Origin of the sequence: Burkholderia sp. AU28863 (assembly GCF_002223195.1) — a bacterium.
GTDB lineage: Bacteria > Pseudomonadota > Gammaproteobacteria > Burkholderiales > Burkholderiaceae > Burkholderia > Burkholderia sola.
The window spans coordinates 355167-376661 of the sequence record NZ_NKFE01000008.1; the positions used below are offsets into that span (position 1 = coordinate 355167).

Annotated in this window: 19 protein-coding genes; 12 read left to right on the top strand and 7 right to left on the bottom strand. The window is 63.2% G+C overall.

Features of this window, described 5'->3' with window-relative positions:
* Window positions 1-34: 34 nt before the first annotated feature.
* Window positions 35-277, top strand: coding sequence for a DUF6566 family protein (locus CFB81_RS31395; RefSeq protein WP_069616990.1), 243 nt, complete (start codon window positions 35-37; stop codon window positions 275-277).
* A 91-nt stretch (window positions 278-368) separates the two neighbouring features.
* On the top strand, window positions 369-1076 hold the full coding sequence (locus tag CFB81_RS31400) for a succinate dehydrogenase/fumarate reductase iron-sulfur subunit (RefSeq protein WP_089437741.1): 708 nt from the start codon (window positions 369-371) through the stop codon (window positions 1074-1076).
* 30 nt (window positions 1077-1106) lie between these two features.
* Here CFB81_RS31400 and CFB81_RS31405 read toward each other — a convergent pair whose 3' ends face one another.
* From CFB81_RS31405 to CFB81_RS31435, 7 genes are all read right to left on the bottom strand, one after another.
* The gene (locus CFB81_RS31405; protein WP_143328657.1) at window positions 1107-1538 is read right to left on the bottom strand and encodes a hypothetical protein; all 432 of its coding nucleotides are present in this window, start codon (window positions 1536-1538) and stop codon (window positions 1107-1109) included.
* Between the two features lie 13 nt (window positions 1539-1551).
* The gene (locus tag CFB81_RS31410; protein WP_256976393.1) at window positions 1552-3099 is read right to left on the bottom strand and encodes a DUF6402 family protein; all 1548 of its coding nucleotides are present in this window, start codon (window positions 3097-3099) and stop codon (window positions 1552-1554) included.
* Between the two features lie 437 nt (window positions 3100-3536).
* The gene (locus tag CFB81_RS31415; RefSeq protein WP_089437743.1) at window positions 3537-4589 is read right to left on the bottom strand and encodes a Rieske (2Fe-2S) protein; all 1053 of its coding nucleotides are present in this window, start codon (window positions 4587-4589) and stop codon (window positions 3537-3539) included.
* Complete coding sequence (locus CFB81_RS31420; protein WP_089437744.1) at window positions 4586-5641, bottom strand: Rieske 2Fe-2S domain-containing protein; 1056 nt, start codon at window positions 5639-5641, stop codon at window positions 4586-4588. Before CFB81_RS31420 ends, CFB81_RS31415 begins: the two co-directional genes overlap by 4 nt.
* Before the next feature lie 12 nt (window positions 5642-5653).
* Window positions 5654-6748, bottom strand: coding sequence for a methyltransferase type 12 (locus tag CFB81_RS31425; protein ID WP_089437745.1), 1095 nt, complete (start codon window positions 6746-6748; stop codon window positions 5654-5656).
* A gap of 13 nt (window positions 6749-6761) precedes the next feature.
* A complete protein-coding gene (locus tag CFB81_RS31430; protein WP_089438149.1) occupies window positions 6762-7724 on the bottom strand; it encodes a cyclopropane-fatty-acyl-phospholipid synthase family protein in 963 nt (320 codons plus the stop codon).
* A 579-nt stretch (window positions 7725-8303) separates the two neighbouring features.
* A complete protein-coding gene (locus CFB81_RS31435; protein WP_050013954.1) occupies window positions 8304-8978 on the bottom strand; it encodes an HAD family hydrolase in 675 nt (224 codons plus the stop codon).
* 200 nt (window positions 8979-9178) lie between these two features.
* On the opposite strand from CFB81_RS31435, the gene CFB81_RS31440 reads away from it, so the two are divergent.
* From CFB81_RS31440 to CFB81_RS31485, 10 genes are all read left to right on the top strand, one after another.
* Entirely contained in the window at window positions 9179-10381 is a 1203-nt protein-coding gene (locus CFB81_RS31440; RefSeq protein ID WP_089437746.1) for a sugar transporter, read from the top strand.
* Between the two features lie 182 nt (window positions 10382-10563).
* Window positions 10564-11511, top strand: a complete 948-nt coding sequence (locus tag CFB81_RS31445; RefSeq protein ID WP_089437747.1) for a DUF4880 domain-containing protein — start codon at window positions 10564-10566, stop codon at window positions 11509-11511.
* Window positions 11512-11647: 136 nt separating this feature from the next.
* Entirely contained in the window at window positions 11648-12112 is a 465-nt protein-coding gene (locus CFB81_RS31450; protein WP_012336653.1) for an Lrp/AsnC family transcriptional regulator, read from the top strand.
* Between the two features lie 295 nt (window positions 12113-12407).
* A complete protein-coding gene (locus CFB81_RS31455) occupies window positions 12408-14798 on the top strand; it encodes a TonB-dependent receptor (protein ID WP_089437748.1) in 2391 nt (796 codons plus the stop codon).
* 34 nt (window positions 14799-14832) lie between these two features.
* On the top strand, window positions 14833-15576 hold the full coding sequence (locus tag CFB81_RS31460; protein ID WP_256976394.1) for an energy transducer TonB: 744 nt from the start codon (window positions 14833-14835) through the stop codon (window positions 15574-15576).
* A 23-nt stretch (window positions 15577-15599) separates the two neighbouring features.
* The gene (locus CFB81_RS31465) at window positions 15600-16340 is read left to right on the top strand and encodes a MotA/TolQ/ExbB proton channel family protein (protein ID WP_027810027.1); all 741 of its coding nucleotides are present in this window, start codon (window positions 15600-15602) and stop codon (window positions 16338-16340) included.
* A gap of 11 nt (window positions 16341-16351) precedes the next feature.
* Window positions 16352-16774 carry a biopolymer transporter ExbD gene (locus tag CFB81_RS31470; RefSeq protein ID WP_069616980.1) on the top strand — a complete coding sequence of 141 codons (423 nt, stop codon included), beginning with the start codon at window positions 16352-16354 and terminating at the stop codon, window positions 16772-16774.
* 20 nt (window positions 16775-16794) lie between these two features.
* Window positions 16795-18582, top strand: a complete 1788-nt coding sequence (locus tag CFB81_RS31475; protein ID WP_256976431.1) for an ABC transporter ATP-binding protein/permease — start codon at window positions 16795-16797, stop codon at window positions 18580-18582.
* Window positions 18583-18660: 78 nt separating this feature from the next.
* A complete protein-coding gene (gene trxA, locus CFB81_RS31480; RefSeq protein ID WP_089437751.1) occupies window positions 18661-19881 on the top strand; it encodes a thioredoxin in 1221 nt (406 codons plus the stop codon).
* A gap of 224 nt (window positions 19882-20105) precedes the next feature.
* Window positions 20106-21464, top strand: coding sequence for a metallopeptidase TldD-related protein (locus CFB81_RS31485; protein WP_089437752.1), 1359 nt, complete (start codon window positions 20106-20108; stop codon window positions 21462-21464).
* Window positions 21465-21495 lie beyond the last annotated feature (31 nt).

Sequence of the window (21495 nt, forward strand, 5' to 3'; positions counted from 1 at the left end):
TTCATCGCCATCGCAGATAAGACAGGAGGCCACCGTGGCACATCAACAGGACGCACAGGTTCGGGACCCGTATCGCGGCCACGAAATCCTGGTATGGGCGCGACCCAACGAGCGCGGCGCATGGCGCGACGAGGTACAGGTGTACGTCAACGGCGCGCGCATCGAGCTGATGGTACCGGAGGCCGCCGGCCCCGAATGGCTGACCGAGGTCGAGGCGCTGCGTGCGGGGCTCGAGCGCGGCCGCTATTTGATCGACAAGCGCGTGGACGACGACTGACCGGCATGGCGCTTGCGGCGCCGTTGGCCGCGACAGGCGTCCCGCAGCATCCCTTGAACCCACCCATGCCGGCTCGCGCCGGGAGGAACCGATGAGCGATCCGCGCACCCTGCATATCTACCGCTACGACCCCGACCGCGACACGGCACCTTACATGCAGCGCTACGAGATCGACGTGAACCCGGACGACCGCATGCTGCTCGACGTGCTCGGCCGCGTGAAGCGCGACGACGAGACGCTGTCGTATCGGCGTTCCTGCCGCGAGGGGATCTGCGGGTCGGACGCGATGAACATCAACGGCAAGAACGGCCTCGCGTGCCTGACCAACATGCAGACGCTGCCGCGCGAGATCGTGCTGCGGCCGTTGCCCGGGCTGCCGGTGGTGCGCGACCTGATCGTCGACATGACCGACTTCTTCAACCAGTACCACTCGATCCGGCCCTACCTGATCAACGACACGACGCCGCCCGCGCGCGAGCGGCTGCAATCGCCGGAAGAGCGCGACCAGCTCGATGGGCTGTACGAATGCATTCTGTGCGCGTGCTGTTCGACGTCGTGCCCGAGCTACTGGTGGAATCCGGACAAGTTCGTCGGGCCGGCGGGGCTGCTGCAGGCGTACCGCTTCATCGCCGATTCGCGCGATCTGGCGACGGCCGAACGGCTCGACGATCTGGAGGATCCGTACCGGCTGTTCCGCTGCCGGACGATCATGAACTGCACGGACGTGTGCCCGAAGGGGCTGAATCCGACGAAGGCGATTTCGGAGATCCGGACGATGCTGGTCAGGCGGACGGTGTGACGCAGGGCGTCTGATTGCTTGCTCTCGAAATTATAAAAATGATGCGATAAGCCGTTGCAGCAACGGTATTCGCGCCGTCCACCCGTCCATCCTGGATGGCGGCATGGCGATGAACCGCAATGGAGACGACTTCGATTGGTCGTAGTAGAAAATAGTGTCGTCGCCGTACTCCAGTTCCCGAGGGGCTGCATCGTTGATCGTGCGCACCGCAAAATACCGCTCCGCCAGCACGTCCCCGGCCGGGTCTATCACCCGGAGCCGAATTTCGTCGCCGTCGCCAAAGGAGCGACGTGCGCCACACAGCTCGATTTTGTATTTCTCGCCCCCGAACTCTTTCGTTCCCCCGTTAAGCGCCTGGGTATAGTTTTCGCAACCCCCATATGATTTCCGAAACGCTATAGACGGGATCGCCAGCGCCAAAATGAGCGCGAGCGCGATTAGATTTTTTCTGGTGGCCTGCATATTTCGCCCAAGCTCAATTTAATTGGGGGTTTGTCAACTTGAGATATCGAAATTGAGAATATATCACGAAATCCTCTCCGCGATTATGCTTGATTCTCCAATCATTGTAGGTTTTGTTGAAAACAGGATAGTGTACATCACAGGCTCTGAATTTCTTGGCTAGGCCTTTCCGGGTATCTATGGGTTTATCCAGAAAATCACCGATCAGATATTTCCATTTAATTCTCGAATCAATTTCGAGAGAGTCTCCAAGGTTCGAGCTGACGCCGGTTCGATATAGAAGCTCCCTGATTCGTCCTCCGTTCGTGATGATCATGCCATTTTTATTCCAGTGCCCCAAATATTGGCTGCTCGATGGGGACTTCCCGTCATTGAAGGAGTAACTGTCTTTTATGTAGGCGTAGACGTGTGTTATGGACGCGATCAAGTCGGTGCAATAGGATTTGGTCTGGTTATGATTGTCGTATTTGTAATATCTGTCTCCAGAAAACTCCACGCGCCCGATGGCGGCATAGATGTTGAAGTTAGCCAGAGCGGCAGTCAAATCTGTCGGCGCATACGGGAGACCTCCCGTCGTATCAAAACTCGAAACATTGACGAGTTGAAATTGCCACTTCCTGCAAAACTCGACGGGATTGCCTTTGTCGCCGACCGTCTTAAAATCGAAGGCTACCGAAGATGCGAACTTTTCTTTCACCACATGCCGTAGCAGTTCTCTCAACCTTGCCATGGCATTTTCGTTGTAAATATTTTTCGAGATAAGCTCCTCGTATCGCTCTTTGACCTTCCCGAACTTGAGGGCCCAATCAAGGGTGACAGTGGTATTGTCAAACGGCTGGTCCGTTTTGAAGCTGTTGTCCCAAACATGCTTGGGGCCCCCGAACCATCGTCTGGCGAGCTTGGCCGCAACAGGCCATTTCATTCGGTCCATAGCCTCCGGAACATCCAGCAGATCGAAGGGAGGTGGACTCTCGCAATCTTCCGCGTCGGCTGGTTCGGATGACTTGCTAGATGACGCTTGCTTGGGTGGAGGTGGCTTTGCCGGCGCTGGCGCTTTCATCGTCCCAGGCTTTGCTGGTTCGGGCTCAGGAGGCTTGAAGGGTTTGGCTTCGCCCGGAGCAAGCTTGTCCATGCAAATCCCGTACGGGGTATTCAAGGGAACACATCCGTTGGTGCCAGCATATTCCTTCCACTTTGGCATTGAGAATGGAATCGATGATGTTTTTATTACATAATACGGAACTTTTTTGATTTCCTGCATAGGGTTTTTGATAGTAATTTTTGAAATAGGATGGTGCAAAATTAATAAATATTCAAAAAATAGAGCGGCAACAATGAAAACAACTGTTACATCAGCCTGCGTACTCGACGGTCGAAAAGACACGGACACGGCTTCCGCCCGAGGCGAAGAGCAAATCAAGCCAAGTGGCGTGTCCCGCTCCATACGGCCTCGATATCGGCCACGACGGCCGCACATTCCTGCTGCCTTGGCGCTTCCGCCTTCTGCTACAGCCTGTCGAGTTCCAATTTCACTTGCAGATAGGTGCAGGTATTCGTTCATCGAAACCGGTTTAGTCTACGCGGATGCAGAAGTGTGGCCACAGGTGTCTGGGGAATGTTCTTGTAATTGAGTTTAATAATTAAGGGGTCGTGTCTGTTCGATAATTTAAAATTAAGGTTATCGAATTCAAGAAATTTACTGGTCAAAAGATATTCACGCGCGAGCGTTATTCGTTGGTGACTTGAAAACACGGGAAAACGTACAGGCGCGGGTCGCAGCCAGCGTCGATTCTGGCGTTGTACGCGTCCCGCTCTTTGCGCCGGCCGCGAGGCCCGATGTCGATTTTTTACGGATATGGCGGGTCATTCTTGACGCCTGCACGCCGGTTGCGCTATCTGGAGGTGTGCGAAGTGCCAGATGCCGCGGAGTCAGAGCGTCGTACATGCGGAGTGCGCTGGAGCGTTCCAGTTCGTCAGTGACGCAACCGCCGGCTTCCACTATTTCTCGGCGAATACGTCCACACGCGTGTCGCACCGCTGCGCCGCCGGCCGACCCTCGCCCGGATAGAACTGCCGCGCCCATCGCTGAAACACCGGATACGGCCCGTCGCCTGCGACCGGCGTACCGTAGCCCGTGTAGTCGCGATTGCTCCACACCATGATGTCTTCCTTGAACACCGGCACCAGCCACAGTCGGTGCAGCAACCGGCCGAGCGCGGCGTAGACGATCCGCTGCAACGGAGCCGGCCATCGCGACAGCCACGAAAAGCGGAACGAGATGCCGTCCCGGAAGGTCCAGCGCAGCGGCGCGATCTGTACGCCGCACGCGAAGATCTTCGCTTCGAGGCCGATCGCCTTCATTTCATGGTCGGACGACACGCAGCCGAGGCCATGAACGCCGATCAGCGTGCTCCATTTGATGTTCTTCCATGCCATGTCCACCTGCATCGAAATGCGCGGGCCGTCGATCACGGGCACATGCGGCTTCATGTCCTTCCAGCGGTGCAGCGCGCCGAAATGCTCGAGATCGTAGCCGTTTTCCGGCAGGTTCTGCATCACGCCGCGCAGCGTGAAAGCCTGACCGACGGGCGCCGAGAAGCCGGTCATGTCGACTTCCGGCAGTTCCCACGTCGGCGCGAGGCCATCGGCGTTCTGCCACACGAACACGAAGCCGTTCCACTCGCGCACATGCCGGGTGCGAAGCGTCAGCGCCTGGCCGCCTTTCGTGCAACCGGTGCCGGTGCGCCGGCCGTCGGGGCCATACGCGTAGTGATGGAACGGACAGACGATCTGCTCGCCGTCGACCGTGCCGCCGTGGCCCAGATGCGCGCCCTGGTGCGGGCAATACGCGTCGGCCGCGCACGCGACGCCGGATGCCGTCCGGTACAGCACGACATCGCGTCCCATGAATGGCGTCGTGAGCACGGCGCCGGGCTTCAGCTCGCGGCTGAAACACAGCGCGAACCATCCGTCCGGATAGGGCAGCGGCGCGGTTTCGTCGACCGGGCCGGTTGCATGCATCGCGCGCACCTGCATCGGCATGGCACTCATCGCGCGAACTCCCGATCGGCGTGCGCCGGGGCTGCGGGCACGACGTCGCCTTGTCCGTCGGTTCCGTTGCCGCCGGCCGCCGGATAGAACTGCGCGGCCCAGCGCCGGAACGTCATGATCGGCATCTCGCCCGCCATCAGCGTCGGGCGCGCGTCGTAGTCGCGGTGATCCCAGATGAGCAGGTCGCGTTTGAATTGCGGCACGAACCACAATCGGTACGCGGCGCTCACGAGTATCTCGTGCACGGCCCGGCGCAGCGGCGACGGCCACGCCGACACGCGTTCGACGCGCAGCGCGACGAATTCGCGACAGGTCCAGCGGTCGGGTTCGATCTGCGTCGGGAACAGCACGACCCGCGCGTGTAGCCCGAGGTCCGGCAGTTCCATGCGCGCGGCCATGCAGCCCAGGCCGTGCATCGTGATGTCCAGCAGCAGCCGTTGGCCGAGCAGCACGAGCGTCGAGCGCATCGTCATCCGGTGGCCATCGGCTTGCGGCGGCTCGAGCACCGGATTCGACCACCCGTGCACCGGGCTGAAATGGTTGACGTCGACGCCGTTCTCGGCCGGATTCTGCAGGCTGCCGTTCAACGTGTGGCATGCGCCGCGCGGCCGCGAATAGCCGTCGAGGTCGAGTTCGGGCAGCGACCACGATGGCGGCGCGCCCGCACGGTCGTGCCACGCGAGCACGAGCCCGTTCCATTCGCGCACGTGGCGCTGCCGCAGCCTGGCGGCGGGCGGCTTGCCGTCCCGCCCGGCGCGCACGCAGGTGCCGTCCGGCGCGAATGCGAGGTGATGGAACGGGCACACGATCTCCTCGCCGCGCACGACGCCGCCATGCCCGAGATGCGCGCCGAGGTGCGGACAATGTGGCGCGATCGCGCGAATCAGGCCGGATGCCGTCCGATAGAGCACGACGTCCTCGCCCATGAAGCGCGTGACGACCAGTGCGCCGCGTTTGACGTCGCGGCTGTAGGCCAGCGCGAACCAGCCGTCCGGATAGCGATGTCGCGAAGCGGCGGCGGGTTCGGGCACAACAGGGATCGATGCGTGCATGCGCGTCTCCAGTCACCGGTGCGAAGCCTGCCGGTCGGCCGCCGCGATTTCCTCGAGTGTCGGCAGCGCCGTCATCGCGATTTCGCCGCCGGCGAAGCGGCCGCCGCCGAGATCGTCGCCGTGGTAGCGGGTGCTGAACGCGTGAAATTCCGCGTTGCCCGCACTCATGTAGCCCAGTTCCGTCACGTAGGCCTGCGTGTCGGGGTCGTCCGCCAGCACGCCGGTCGCGACCGCTTCGCGCGCGTCGATCAGGCGGCGCTCGTTCGACGTGCAGAGCGCTGCCAGCCGGTCGAGCGCCGCCTGGACGTTCAACTGCTCGACGCGCATCAGGATCCAGACGGCATTGAATCGCTCGTGCGCGGAGCGTTCCTTGCGAAACGAAAACAGGTCGTTGACGAGGATCACCGAATCGATCGTCCTGTCCCGCGCGTCGGCCAGGGCCGCGTGTTGCGCGAGGCGCTGCCCCATGTCGACGTCGAGCGCGTATTCGGTGAGCAGCGTGATCCAGTGGCCGAAGCCCTCGACCCGGCGAAACGCCAGATAGTCGGCGAGCGACAGGCGCGATGCGTCGGTCGCCGTCGGATCGGCCTGCGTGCGGATCTGCGCGCGGACGCATTCGACGAACCGCTGCCAAAAGGCCGGGCGCGCGTCGCACCGGGCGTGCATCGCGCGCAGCGTGTCGTGCAGCAGTCGAGCGTCGGGCACATCGGCCGGCGGCGGCGTGCCGTCGACGGCCGCAAGGAAATGATCGCGCAACGCGTCGAGCCCCGCCTGGTTACCGGTGCGCGCCAGATGCGTGAAGGCGTCGTCCATCAGCGTCGTGACGTTCATCATGCGATGGATCGTGTACGCGCGATCGGGCCGCGCATTCGGATAGCACAGGCTGCCATACGCGGGAATGCGCTGCGCGAGAAAACGGCGCGCCGCCGCGTCGCTGCGATAGTGCCGCAGGATGTATGGATAGTCGTCGATCGCGAGTTGCTGCTCGATCGCTTCGTACTGCGGGTGCCGCGCGACGGGCAGCGACAGACGCGGCAGCGGCAGCACCAGCGTTTGCGTCGCGCTCGGCGCAGCGCTGGCGGCGTGTGGCGTTCCGGATGCTTGCATGCGGATCTCCGGGTTACGCGTCCGGTTTGACCGCGACGATGCTGTAGGTCGACACCTTGTTCTTGATCAGCGCGACGGACCAGTTTTCGGCGAGCACGCGCAATTCCTCCAGCGTGTCCGGCGCGCGGTGCGGAAAATGGCGGTCGATGTTGGCCTTGGCGTCCATCAGCCAGCGCGCAACGTCGATGTTCGACGGCAGCACGCGCATGTCGCGGATCGCGAACCCGGCGTCGATCAGCACCTGTCTGAAATAGTCGGGCGTCTTCCGGTGCTTGCACGCGATCCGGTCGATCTCGTCCGGCGTGTCGGACTCGTATTCGCTCAGTGCGACGTTGTACAGGTTATCGGAGATGATCACCGAGCCGCCGCTGCGCACGCGCGCATGCAGTGCGCGCATGGCCTTTTCGTACAGCGCGTTCGGGAAATGCGAGATCACGCCGCGAATGATCACGAGATCGTACGGCGCCGCGGGATCGGGCAGTCGGTCGACGTCCTGCGCGTTGCACTGATAGAGGTTGATGCGTCCAGCGAGCCCGTGCCGTGCATGAAAGCGTGCGCAGTACTCGAGTTGCTCGCGACTGACGTTGATACCGTCTAGGCGCATGCAACCGGGGAAGCGGCCCGCCAGATACTTGAGGATGTAGCCCCAGCCGCAGCCGATGTCGAGAATGCGCTCGACGCGTGCGGGAACGGGGTCGTCGAAGCCCGCGAGGCGAAGCTGACGTTCGAAGTAGCGAATGCCCGATTCATCGAGCGAGATCGGCGGCGTGGAGCGCGGATCGTCGTAGACGCCGAACTGGAACAACAGGTACTCGCCGATCGCCTTGCGCCAGTCGTCCGGACTGCCGGCGTAGGTCGCCTGCACTTTTTGCTCGTAGTCGCTCACCGTCTCGCCATGCAGCACGCGGATAGGCAGGGTGGGTTCCAGATGCGGCGCGCGCATGTCGGCGATTGCCTGTTCGCTGATCTGATTCATCGAAATCCTCGCGTCGTCCATTTCCGTCAAGCCGGACAAAACAATGCCCGCCGATCGAGCGGCAGCGCACGCCGTCACGAAACGCCGGCGCGAAAATGCTCCGCGGCCGATACGTGCGCTCGTGCGATTGAATGAATCGATGTAATGCTTCTGTCGAAGCGTTATGAAGGCGAAAGATCCGTGCGCATTTATAGGGCCCCGAATAAATGGCGAAAAGGGCGCCGCGACGCAGTATCGCGATGCAGACCCCATATCATGCACAGAATTTCTGGCTACGCGGGGTTGCGCCGGCTGGGCGGTTCGGCTCCGTATGGCACTCGCACTTTCACGATCCGGATACTGCGATCGTGAACCGGAGGCGAGGTGTATTTGTTATATGAGAGGTGATTCGTTTTTTCAAGAATCTTCCCGGCTGTTTTAAAAACACGGGAAAACAAGCATCGGTAAAAAATATTTTAAATCGCGATCGTCAATGGCAATCCGGATTGTTTCGATTCGATGAATCGAAACAGGCAGCCGCGCCGCGAACGATCACGCGCGGCTGCCCGGCCGGACGAAGCCAGGCGTGCCCCCCGGCGCCTACGGTCGCGCGGCAATCTCGTCGAGATGCCACAGCAGATCCGCCGGATCGTCGTACACGCGCAGCGCGCCCGCGCGTTCCAGTTCGTCGCTGCCGTACCCGCCGGCCAGCAGCCCGACCCCCAGCGCGCGGCAGCGGCTCGCGGCGAGCATGTCCCAGATGCTGTCGCCGACGACCACCGTATGCTCGATCGGCACGTTCAGTTTCGCGGCGGCGGTCAGGAACAGGTCGGGGTCCGGCTTTGCATACTTCACCTGATCGCGCGTGACGACGACGTTCTTCGCCGGATCGACGCCGAGCGCCTCGAGATTGATCGCCGCGGTTTCCATCCGCCCGCTGGTCGCGATCGCCCAGCGAATGCCGGCGTTCGACAGCGCGGCCAGCAACTCGCGCGCGCCCGGCAGCGGCCGGACCTGCGCGCGCAGCCGCTGGTACGCGGCCGCGTGCAGCCGCGCGAGCCGCTCGACACGGTCGGCGTCGATGTCGCCGTCCGTCTCGCGCAACAACTGATTCAGGAACAGGCCGCCGCTCATCCCGATCTTGCGATGGATGCGCCACACCGACAGTTCGATGCCTTCGGCATCGAGCGCTTCCTTCCACGCGAGTACGTGCTGATAGACGCTGTCGACGAGCGTGCCGTCGAGATCGAACAGAAATGACGTTTCAATGCGCATGTAAATCTCCTGGCCCGATAGTTTTCGGGCAAATCGTCGGCAAAACCCGGTTCGTCACATTATCGGCGCGCGGCCGTGTCACCGCCATGTCCCGCACCGCACGCGCCGCGCCTGGCGGCAGCGTGTCGAACGGCGCTGGTACAATCGCGCCGATGCGCCGGGCGGGCCGCCCGCGCGCCCAACCTTCGTCGAATCCCCGTATGGCAACCTCCGACGCCGTCAGTTCCGAACAATCGTGGTCGGGCGTTCTGGCCCTCGCGCTTTCCGCCTTCATCTTCAATACCACCGAATTCGTGCCCGTCGCGCTGCTGAGCGCGATCGGCGACAGCCTTCACATGCAGCCGACCGACGTCGGCCTGATGCTGACGATCTACGCGTGGGCCGTCGCGGTCGTGTCGCTGCCGCTGACCTTCGTCACGCGGCACGTCGAGCGCCGCAAGCTATTGAGCGTCGCGCTGCTGGTGTTCGTCGGCAGCCATGTCGTGACCGGCGTCGCGTGGAATTTCACGCTGTTGATGATCGGCCGGCTCGGCATCGCGTGCGCGCATGCGGTGTTCTGGTCGATTTCGATCCCGCTCGCGGTGCGGCTCGCGCCGAGCGACCGCAAGAGCCGCGCGCTCAGCCTGATCGCGATGGGCTCCGCGATCGCGATGGTGGCCGGGATTCCGCTCGGCCGCGTGATCGGCGAGGCGTTCGGCTGGCGCGTCACGTTCCTGATCATCGCGGGCGCGGCGGGCGTCACGCTGCTGTTGCTGCGCGCCACGTTGCCGTTGCTGCCGAGCCAGGGCGCCGGGTCGCTGAGCAGCATCGGGGTGTTCCTGCGCAAGCCGGCGCTGGTCGCGCTGTACACGATCACCGTGCTCGTCGTGTCCGCGCACTTCACGTCGTACACGTATATCGAACCGTTCGTGCAGAGCGTCAACCATGCGAGCAACAGCCGGATCACGTACGTGCTGATCCTGTTCGGCGTCGCGGGCCTGCCGGCCGCGGTCTGCTTCAATCGCGTCTATCCGCACCGGCCCGACGATTTCCTGCTGGCGTCGATCGTCGCGCTGTCGGGCTGCCTGCTGATCCTGTTTCCGAGCGCACTGAACATCGTCACGCTGTCCGTGCATACGCTGGTGTGGGGCGGCGCGATCGTCTGTTTCGGGCTGGCGATGCAGGCGTGGGTGCTGAAGCTGGTGCCGGAGGCGACCGACCTGGCCGTGTCGATCTACTCCGGGCTGTACAACGTCGGGATCGGCGCCGGCGCGCTGCTCGGCAACCATATCGCGAGCGACTTCGGGTTGCCGTGGATCGGCACGTTCGGCGGCGTGGTCGCGATCTTTGCGGCCGGGATCGCGTGGGCCGCGTTGCGCCTGCACGCGAAACGGGAAGCGGCGGTCGCGGCCACCGTGCGTTGAGGCCGCCGCGCCGCGAGGCCAGAGATTACGCACCTGATCCATGCGTATTTTGCCGCATCGTTCGTTGCGACGCGCTGAATGCGGCATGTTATGCTCCGCGCGAAACCCGTGTTCCGGAATTAGCGGCTCGGCAACGGGCCGCGTGTGCGGCACGGCCGTTCGCCCTCGATTGATTGACGCTCATGAACGGTAACTCCACGCTTGATCCAGTGGCGCAAGAGGCGATTGACTGGGAAGTGAGGCTGCGCTCCGGCGAGCTTTCGCCGGACGAGCGCGATGCATTCCTGGCATGGCGGCGCGCGGATCCGGCTCACGAAGAAGCGTGGGCGCGGCTGCAGCAGCGGCTCGGCAGGCTCGGTCCGTTGCAGGGCACGTCGAGTGCGGCGGTGCGGCGGGCGCTCGATGAGCCGTCGCATCACCGCAGACGATGGCTGAAAGCCGGCGCGGGCCTGGGCGGCATCGTGCTTGCCGGGATCGGCACGCGCCAGCTCATTTCGACGTTTTCGCTCGACGCGGACTACCACAATGGCGATGTGGTCCCACAAAGAGTTCAGTTCGACGGCAATGTTTCGGTCACGGCCGGCGCGGCCACGCGGGTGTATACCCATGCACGTGAGCAAGCCGACCTCTATCTGGCCGCCGGTCAGGTTGCAACCGATCCGAATCGCGCAGGCTATCAGCCTGTCGTCGTGACCACCCGCGACGGCATGGTTCGCACCGAGCGGGCGCGCGTGAGCGTGGATGTTCTGCGCCTGCATACCGTCGTGGCCGTGCAAGGCGGCGACGCGGTCCTCGCCGTGCGTCGCGGGCGCCGCTTGCGGGTACCCGATGGATCGGCATGGTCGCTGTCGGGCGGACAGATCGCCCGCATGCCCGAAACGTCGGCCGACATCTTCTCGTGGACACGCGGCACGCTGGTCGTGCTCGACCGCGCGGTGCCGGACGTGATCGAAACCCTGGGCCGTTACTTCGGCGGCTATATCCGTTTCCCGGAGGCCGCGCTGTCGCGCCGCGTGAGCGGCGTCTTTCCGCTCGACGACGCGCCGGCCGCACTCCGGCAACTGGCCGAAAGCCTCGGGTTTTCCCTGAATCTGTACGGCAAGATGCTCGCCGTCGCCACACCTGCCTGAAACTGCAGGCTGCCGCTCCAGCCCCCCTCCGAATTTTTTTCGATTTGCGGTGTCACTTTTCGCCGCTCGTTGCACAAGGTAAATAAGAGCGCATCGAATCGCTCGACATCAACCCGTGCACTCGAGTGGAGGAAGTGTGTTCGACGCTATCGACAAGTCCATATTGTCCGTGCTGCAGCAGGACAGCACGCTCTCGGTGGCGGAGATCGCCGACCGCGTGAACCTTTCGACGACGCCATGCTGGCGACGCATTCAGAAGCTCGAGCAGGACGGCGTGATCGCGCGTCGCGTGGCGCTTCTGGACGCGAAGAAGCTCAACGTGGGCGTGACCGTGCTGGTGGAAATCAAGACCGCGGAACATACCGCCGCGTGGTTGCGGCGTTTCTGCGACGTGGTGGCGACGATTCCCGAGGTGGTGGAGGTTCATCGCATGAGCGGGCACATCGACTACATGCTCAAGGTGGTGGTGCCGCATATCGACGCGTACGACAGCGTATACAGGCGTTTGATTGGGGCGGTCGATATCTTCGACGTCAGTTCGAGCTTCGCGATGGAGACCATTAAGCAGACCACCGTATTACCGCTCGATTACATGCTGTGACCGCGCGGGCTGAGCAATTTATCGACAAGGACGGAGAAGGACGGAATTTCACCGACGCGGCGGAAACCGCGGAATGGAATTCCAAAACGGGCGGCGCAAGCGAATTGTTTCAAAAAAACATTCCAGGCCCGGACGATAGACTTGTTTCATCGATGACGCGTTCGGGCAAGAGGCCGACCGAAGCCCGATTGGAAGCATGACGGTACTTTGCGACACGATGATGACGCGATTACGCGTAGGAATACTGACAGAACGGACGAAGAGCCAATACATTCGACAAGGGAGTGGTTCAAACGTGAAGCTCAACATCAGAACACGCCGGGCTATCTCGAGCCAGGCATCAGGGGTTGCCATCGCGGTCGCCGTTGCACAGGTTTTCATGGCGGCGTCGGTGCATGCACAACAGACTGCCCGGCAGTCATGGCATCTCGCGAGCGGTCCGTTGGACCGTACGCTGGTCGAAATCGCGCAGGCGGCCAACGTGAGGTTGAGCTACGACGCGGGCCTCGTGCAATCGCTGAAATCATCGCCCGTGGAGGGGAACTACACCGCCGAGGCCGCGATTCGACAAGCGCTCCGAGGCACCGGCCTCGACCTCGTCGCGACGGGTAGCGGCGGCCTGACCATCCAGAAGGCGGTTGCGAAGCCGGCTGCGCCCGTTGCGGCGTCGGCGGCAGCGGCGGCAGCCTCCGTGGGGCCTGTCGATACCACGCTTCCGCTCATCAGCGTGGCGGCCAGCCGGGACTCCGGCGGTACCGGCTTCGTCGCGGAATCGTCGTCTACCTATGCGCGCTCGGACGTGCCGCTGAGCCAGACGCCGAAATCGGTCAGCGTCATCAACGCGGCGGTGATCCAGAGCCAGGCCGCCCAGTCGCTCTCCGATGTGCTGAGGAACGCTTCCGGTGTCGTCACGCGGCCGGGGCCGCTTGGTGTGCCGAGTTACACGATTCGCGGGTTTGTAGCGCAAAACCTCACATCGGACGGATTGGCGACTGTCGGGGCGGCCCCCAACGTCACGCCGACGATCGCCATCTCGAGCGTCGAAGTGGTCAAGGGCCCGTCGGCGATCGTGAACGGCAACAGCCCGCCGGGGGGTGTCATCAATATCGTCAAGAAGACGCCTCAGGCCGATCCATTCCACGAAATCCAGGTGGGCTACGGTTCCTACGGCAGCGAGCAGATCGCGCTGGACAGCACGGGCGCCATCACCGCCGACAAGAAGCTTCGGTATCGCTTCATCATCTCGGGTGAACGGGTCGGCCAGAATTCGATGGGATATGACGGCGAGAGAAATTTCTACTTTGCCCCGACCCTGGAATGGAAGGATTCGACCACGGATCTGACGGTGGGCTATGAGCGCACCGTCAATCGCGAGCCGGTTCCCCCATTCACCGTCGGCTATGCCAAGGGCGACATCTATCGAAACTATATCGACAGGCCGCTGGGCACGCCGTCCGACCATTTCGGCGCGCAAACGGACAATATTTTCGTTCACCTCGAACAAAAGCTCGGCACGGCGCTGACCTTCGTGAGCAAGGGTTCCTATACGCGGACCCAACAAACGCAGCAAGCCTGGACAACGGCGACGCCGCTCTCGGCGACCAACGGCACGTTGTTCCACAACTTCGATTCGGTCTCGGATTTCTACAGTTGGAGCTTCCAGAATTACCTGCGAGCCAAGTTCGATATCGGCGCTGCGAAAAATACGGTGATTGCGGGCTGGGACGTTCTTCGCTACAGCCAGCATCAGTTTGACACCACGACATCGAAATTCATTTCCATTCCGAATGTCTTCGGCTCATTTACTCTTCCGTCTTCCGACACGGGAAACGTGATGCCGAATGGCACTACCTACTTCACTCAAACCGGCTTATATCTACAAGATCAGTTTTCCTATAAGAATTTCCATGCGCTCGCGTCCGTGCGCCGGGATACCTATCTGACACATGCGACCTACGCCGGTACCCCGCCACCGGGAAGCCATCAGAACGCCTATAGCCCGAGCCTCGGCCTGCTCTACGAACTGACCTCCGAGGTTGCGGCCTACGCGAGCTACAACCGCGGCTTCCAGCCGGGCACGGCGCTTCAATTCGGTGGCGGTGTGCTCCCCCCGCAAATCAGCCAGCAAGTCGAAGTGGGCATGAAGTTCAACCTGCTGGACGACAAGCTGGCCATCACGACCTCGGCTTACCGGACCTCGTTCAGCAATTACAACGTTGCCGACCCGGCCCATCGCGGCTTCTCTCTTCCTGCCGGCGGCGCCGTGAGCCGCGGATTCGAAGCGGAGATTACCGGGCAGCCGCTGCCCGGCGTCAATGTGGTGGGCAGCTATACGTACAACGACTTCGTGCAGCCCCCGAACACCAAGCTGGCGGTGAACCTGCCCAAGAACAGTGCCAGCCTGTGGGCGACCTACAACTTCCAGACCGAAAAGCTCCAGGGTTTCGGAGTCGGCGCGGGGCTCTTCTTCGCGAGCGGGCAGTACATCGGCTCGGGCTCGGCGTACCGCATCCCCAGTCAGGTGGAGACGGATCTCGGCGTGTTCTATCGGAAGAAGGGGTACGGCTTGAATCTTTCGATCAAGAACGTGTTCAACCGCAAGCTCTACTACAGCAGCACGTCGGCCGCCATGATTCCGATGGGTCCGGAGCGGACGGTCATGCTGACCGGAACCTATGACTTCTGATTCCTTGCCCGGCCGCCCCTGGGACGACATCGCCGTGCGCGAGAACACGTCCCAGGCGCCTTATGCGCGCACACGCCGCATCGCGTGTGCCACAGGGGTGCTGCTCGCCCATGCGCTGGGGCTGTACGTCGCGGTCCACCAAAGCGCGGTGACGCTCAGGCTTGAGGCGGGGCGTCCCGCGGGCGGCACGGTGCAGGTGCAACTGGTCGCCGTGCCGGCGCCGCGGCCCGCGCCGACACCGCCTGCGCCGCCCAAGCCGCGCACCGAGCCACCGAAACCCGTGGCGCCGGCGAAGCCGGAAAAGGCGCATGTGCTGGCGTCGCACGCGCCGAGCCCGCGCACGGTGGAGGCGGCGCCCCTGGAGGCGCCGAAACCCGCCGAAACGCGGCCGGTCGCGCCGGCGCCCGAGCCGCATCCCGCACCTGAAGCGGCGCCGGCCCAACCTGTCGCGCAACCCGCGCCGGGGCCGAACCTGCTGGACGCGCCGAAGCAAATCAGTGCGGGCGAGTTGAAGCAGTTGGGATGCCAGATGCCGCGACCCGACTACCCGGCGAAAGCGCGGCGGCTGCAACAGGAGGGCACCGTGGTCGTGCATCTGAGCATCGGCACCGACGGCGCGGTGACGTCCGCGCGCGTGGCGCAGAGCAGCGGCTCGCCGCTGCTCGACGCGGCCGCCGTCGCGGCGATCCGTGCCGGCCGCTGTCATCCGTACGAGACCGCGGGCATCGCGCGCTCGGTCGAAGCTTCCCAACCCATCGCATTCAACCTGAACGACTGAACCCGCACCAATCGGAGCAACACATGGAACAGTATGGCATCGCCAACGTCTGGCAACAGGGTGACTTCGTTACCCGCTTCATCTTCGTTTTCCTGATCGGCATGTCGGTCGTCTCGTGGTTCGTGATACTGACGAAAGGATTTTCCAATCGGCGTCTCGAATCGCTCGGCAAGCGCGCGCAAACGGGTTTCTGGTCCAGTGCGTCGATCAGCGACGGCATCGCGGCGCTGGGCGAGCGCGGTGACAATCCTTATCGTGCGCTGGTGCTTGCCGGGCGCGAAGCGAATGAACAGCATGCGGGCAACGAACCGTCGATGCAGGGCAGCCTGAGCGCGAGCGAATGGGTGGCGCGCGGGCTGCGCAACGCATTCGACGACGAAGTCGCGCGCCTGCAGAACGGCCTGGCCGTGCTGGGCTCGATCGGCAGCACCGCGCCGTTCGTGGGGCTGTTCGGCACCGTCTGGGGCATCTATCACGCACTCATGGCGATCGGCATGTCGGGGCAGGCCAGCCTCGATCACGTTGCCGGCCCGGTGGGCGAGTCGCTCGTGATGACCGCGATCGGGTTGTTCGTCGCCATTCCGGCGGTGCTCGGCTTCAACTACGTGAACCGCGGCAACAAGCGCGTGAGCCATCGGCTGAACCGCTTCGCGCATGAGCTGCACGTGTATTTCGTCACCGGCGCGAAGGCCCGCGCCGACGCCAGCCGGCCGGTCGGCGCACCGGCCGCGACCAAGCGCGCGACGCCCAATCTGGCCGCCTGAAGGAGCCCGTCATGTCAATGATTACCGATGGCGGCGGCGACGAAGGCGTCATGAACGACATCAACATGACGCCGCTGATCGACGTGATGCTGGTGTTGCTGATCATCTTCATCGTGACGCTGCCCGTCATCAACAAGGCGGTGAAGGTCGATCTTCCGCAGGCGGCCGCGCAGCCGGCCGTGTCGAGAACGCAGGACATCGACCTGTCGATCACCGCCGACAAGACGGTGCTGTGGAACAAGCAGCCGGTCGACGAGGCGGCGTTGAAGGCGCGCGTGGCCGAGGCCGCGGCGAAGGGCGAGCCGCCAGCGGTCAACATCAACGCGGATCAGCACGTCGAGTACGGCAAGGTCGCGACCATTCTCGCGGCGCTTCAGGGCGGCGGCCTCAACAAGATCAACTTCGTGATGCAACCGCCCGAGGCGCGCCCATGACGGTGAACGGTGCTTCTCCAATGGACCGCGCGGAAGACGCTGAAGCGCGCCGCCATTTTCCGTCGGTATGGCGACTGCTGTTCCCTTACTGGCGTACGCGCGAAGGCGTGTTCTCGCTGATATTGCTGATGCTCGTGATCGGGTCGAGTTGGGCCACGACGTACGTGATGCTGTGGAACAACAACTGGACCGGCACGTTCTACGATGCGATCGGCGCTTCCCGATTCAACGTGCTGCCGGAGCTGCTCGTGCGTTTCCTGCTCGTGGCGATGGCCGGCGCGGTCGTGCATATTACCGGGGCAGTGCTGCAGCAAATCGTCCAGATTCGCTGGCGCCGGTGGCTCACGACGTGGCTCGCCGACAAATGGCTCGCACGCAACAACTATTATCGGATCGAACGCGACCGGGAACTCGAGAACGTCGATCAGCGTATCGCGGAAGACGTGAAGCTGTTCGTCAACGACACGCTGCTGCTGGGTCTCGGGTTTCTCTCAGTGCCGGTCAGCATCGTATCGTTCAGCGTCGTGCTGTGGCGCATGGGCGGCCCGTTGCAGATGCATGTCGGCGGATCGTCGTACGTATTGCACGGTTATCTGGTGTTCGCCGCATTTGCCTACACCGGCGTCATTTTCGCGGCGACGCATTATCTGGGCCGCAGGCTCATCACGCTGACGGCCAGACAGCATCGTGTCGAGGGCGATTTTCGCGTGCTCATGGTGGGCGTGCGTGAATTCGCGGAACAGATCGCGTTCTTTCAGGGGCAAACGTCCGAGCATGGGCGTCTGCAGGCATCGTTTCGCTTCGTGGTATCGAATCTCTACGCGACGCTGTGGGTGAATACGCGCCTCTCGTTCTTCACCAATGTCGTCGGTCAGTTCAGTTCGGTCGTTCCAATCATTCCGACCTTGCTGATGCTGCCGCAGCTGATGTCGGGTGGGCTAACGCTCGGCGGGCTGATGAAATCGAACAGCGCATTCAATTCCGTCACGGGGTCGCTGGCATTTTTTTGGCAAGCCTATCCGGGATTTACGTCGTGGCGTGCGGAGGCCAACCGTCTGCGCGAATTCCTGCACGTGAGCGAGCATGAGCCGCGGCAGGAAATCGCGCTGGACGAAAGCCACACTGGAGCGGTCGCCGCGAGCGGGCTCGTCTTGCGCGACGCGTCCGGCGACATACTGTCGCGCGTGCCCGACTTCGTGCTCCCAGCCGGCCGGCGGTGCCTCGTGCGCGGTCGCTCGGGGTGCGGGAAAAGCACGTTGCTGCGCGCGTTGGCCGGCCTATGGCCCTACGGCGAAGGCACGATCGTGCGTCCGGCAGCCGGCACGTTCTTCTTGCCGCAACGCAGCTATATCCCGCCGGGCTCGCTGAAGGCGGCCGTGACCTATCCGCGCGACGCGTCGGCGTACCCGGACAGCGAATGCGAGGCACTGCTGCACGCATGCGGATTGTCGGCCTATGCGCGCTTGCTCCATGTCGAGGACCGCTGGAGCACACGGCTTTCCGGTGGCGAGCAGCAGCGCGTGGCGTTTGCGCGCGTGCTGCTCGCCAAACCGTCCACGGTGTTCCTCGACGAATGCACGTCCGCACTCGATAGCCAGAGCGAGAAGGAACTCTACGGTCTGTTGATCGAGCGTTTGCCTCAGGCCACGGTCGTCAGCGTCGCGCATCGCAAGGAACTGCTGGCGTTTCACGACACGACGCTCGATTTCCCCGCACCGTCGGCACCGGAAGCACGACAGCACGCCGCCGACGAAGCGCAGGGTGCACACCCCGGCGGCCGCGCATACGTGGGAACGCAGCTGTGCTGAGCACCACGATCCCAACCGGCGACATGCATTTGAAAAATGTACGGCGCGCCAACAAGTGAAACAGGACAAGGTCGATCCATGAGCAATCTGAAAGCAGTGACGCTGGAAACCATCGAAGCCGACGTGATCAACAACCCGCTGCCCGTACTGGTCGACTTCTGGGCGCCCTGGTGCGGTCCGTGCAAGGCGCTCGCGCCGACGCTGTCGAAGGTGAGCGAGCAGTTTCAGGGCAACGTGGCGTTCGTGAAGATCGACGTGGACGAGAATGCAGGCGTGCGCGAACGATTCGGTGTCCGCGGTATTCCGACGCTGATCCTGCTGCGCGGCGGCAAGGAGCTCGGCCGCGTGGTCGGCAATCGCTCCGCCACGCAACTGGCCGGCTTCATCGACAATCACCTCGGATCCGTGACGCCGTTGCCTGCGGCGATCGCCGTTGCACCGAACGCGTTCGCCGGCGACGCGCAGCTCAAGGCGGAGCGCCTTGCCGCATTGCGCGCGTGGCTGGACCGCAAGCGGGCCGCGCCTTCCGAAGCGATGTGGGACGGCGAAATCGGCAGCGCCATTCAGTTCGTCTGCAACACCGCGGACGTGGACGATTGCGCAAGAACGCTGGGTATTCCGGCCAACGTGCTGGCCGTGGTGGAATCGCTGACGAGCTATCGCCGCACCCATCTGAACGGCGCGGAGTTCGTCGCGCAGTGGCTTGACGCCGTGCCGGTGGGTGCGAATCTCTCGCGGCTGCCGCGAATGCTGGTCACGGATCTGCTGTCCGGCGGCGAGATGACCGAGTTGATCGGCGACGATGCGGCGCTGCTGTCGATTCGCGACCGGCTGGCCGCGCAGCATGACCCCGCTCGGGCGGAAGGGCCCCTGGACCTGGAACTGGCCGCGATCAAGCAGGCGCTCGCGAAAGCCGGTACCACCCCGGCCGGCGCCGCACACGCGTTGGCGACACGGCTTCTCTTGTTGGTCGCTCAACCGCTCGGCGATGCCGCGGTCGTCACCGATTTCATATTCGGCCTTGCGGGCGCGCACTGGGAATTGTTGCGCGCGGCCTGCAACTGGACGCCCGACGACGACCGACGCTTCATGCAGCTCGCGGAAGAAACGTCGAAGCGCGCGGTGGAGCGCGGCGAAGAAGCTTCGCAAGGCGACAAGACCCTCGAGCGGATCGAGTTGGTGGATTCCTCGCTCATCGCGCGATTTCGATCCCACTACGGCGATGGCACGCAGGCCATGAAAAAGGTCGGCACGAACATCGGCGATCGTTTGATCGTTCTGACGAAGCGCTGCACGTGAGTCATCGCAGAAAAAGTGCGCGTCGAACGTGAATTCCGGATACGCCGACGTGCGCGCAAAACGATTCCACGAATCCGCGAGACGGCGATTTCTTTCGTAAAAAAATTTCGATCGCGATCGATAGACTGTTTCCAATGTGCTCCCGCTCGATATGACGCGAAAACGTCTCGGCAGATGAGCGGACTCATCGGGCACACGGCATTCCAACACTCGGAGTAATTTCCATGCATGACGGCGGTACGCAGTGGCGCGACGTGAAATCCAGCCTGGAGGCAGCGGCCGAATGTGCACTCGATCTCGCACGACGCGCAGGGGCCGACGGCGTTCGTGTGGAGATCGATCATGTCGAATCGCGAACGGCGACCGTGCGCAACCGGATGCCGACCGAGCGGAGCCTTCGACTGTCTTCATCGGTCTCGCTCGTGGCCTATCGCAATGGCCGACGTGGCGCGACGACCTCGTCCGATTTGTCCGCCGACGGCCTCGCCGGTGCGGTGGCGGCCGCCATCGACATCGCGTCGGTCACGGACGTCGATGCCGCCGCTGGCCTGGCTCAGGCGGACTTGCTGGCCAGGGACTTCATCGATCTGGACTTGTGTCATCCGCTCGATCTGTCGCTCGATGACATGCTCGACGATGCCCGTCGCGCGGAAGAGGCCGCATTTTCCACGAGCCCCGCCATCCTGACGACCAACGGCGCCAGCATCGGGACTTCCACGGGGTTGTCGCTGCTCGCGACCAGCCAGGGGTTTGGGCACAGCGTGCCGTGGTCCGCGCATTTCGTGTCGTGCATGCCCGTCGCCGCAGGCAGCGGCGAGAAACAAATGGGATTCTGGAGCGACGGCGCGCGCGCCTATGCCGATCTCGACGCACCCGAACGGATCGGCACGCAAGCCGCAACGCGCGCGCTCGCGCTGCTGGGCGGCACGCAGATTGAAACGCAGCGTTGCCCCGTGTTGTTCGAGCCGACGGCCGCGATGTCGCTGCTCGGCGAGTTCGTCAACGCGGCATCCGGCGATGCGCTTTATCGGACGGGCTCGTACCTGACTCGCCGTCTCGACACCCCAGTCTTTGCCGATCACATTCAGTTATACGAAGATCCATTCGTCTCAAGGGGAATGGCGAGTCGCTGCTTCGACTCCGATGGCGTTGCCGTCTCTCGGCGATCGGTCGTCGACGCAGGCGTGTTGCGCGGCTACTTTCTTGGCTTGTACGCGGCCCGGCGTCTCGGCATGGCGCCGACCGGCAACGGCTGGGGCCCGCACAACCTCGAAGTGCGCAGTGCGAAAACCGCGAACTCGGACGGGATCGACGTGATGCTGGAAAGGCTCGATCGCGGCCTGTTCGTCACCGAGATGGCGGGCGGCGGCGTGAATCGGCTGACCGGCGATTTCTCGCGTGCCGCGAAGGGGTTCTGGGTGGAGAACGGCCAGATCCGTTTTCCGGTCACCGGCATCACGATCGCGTCGAATCTGAATGCGATGTTTTCCGGCCTGCTCGCCGTGGGGGCCGACACCGTGACCAGAGGCAGCTTCCGCACGGGTTCGTGGCTGATCGATGAAATGAGAATCGGCGGCAGCTGACGTGCGCGGTACGCGCGGCCATCCTTTCCTG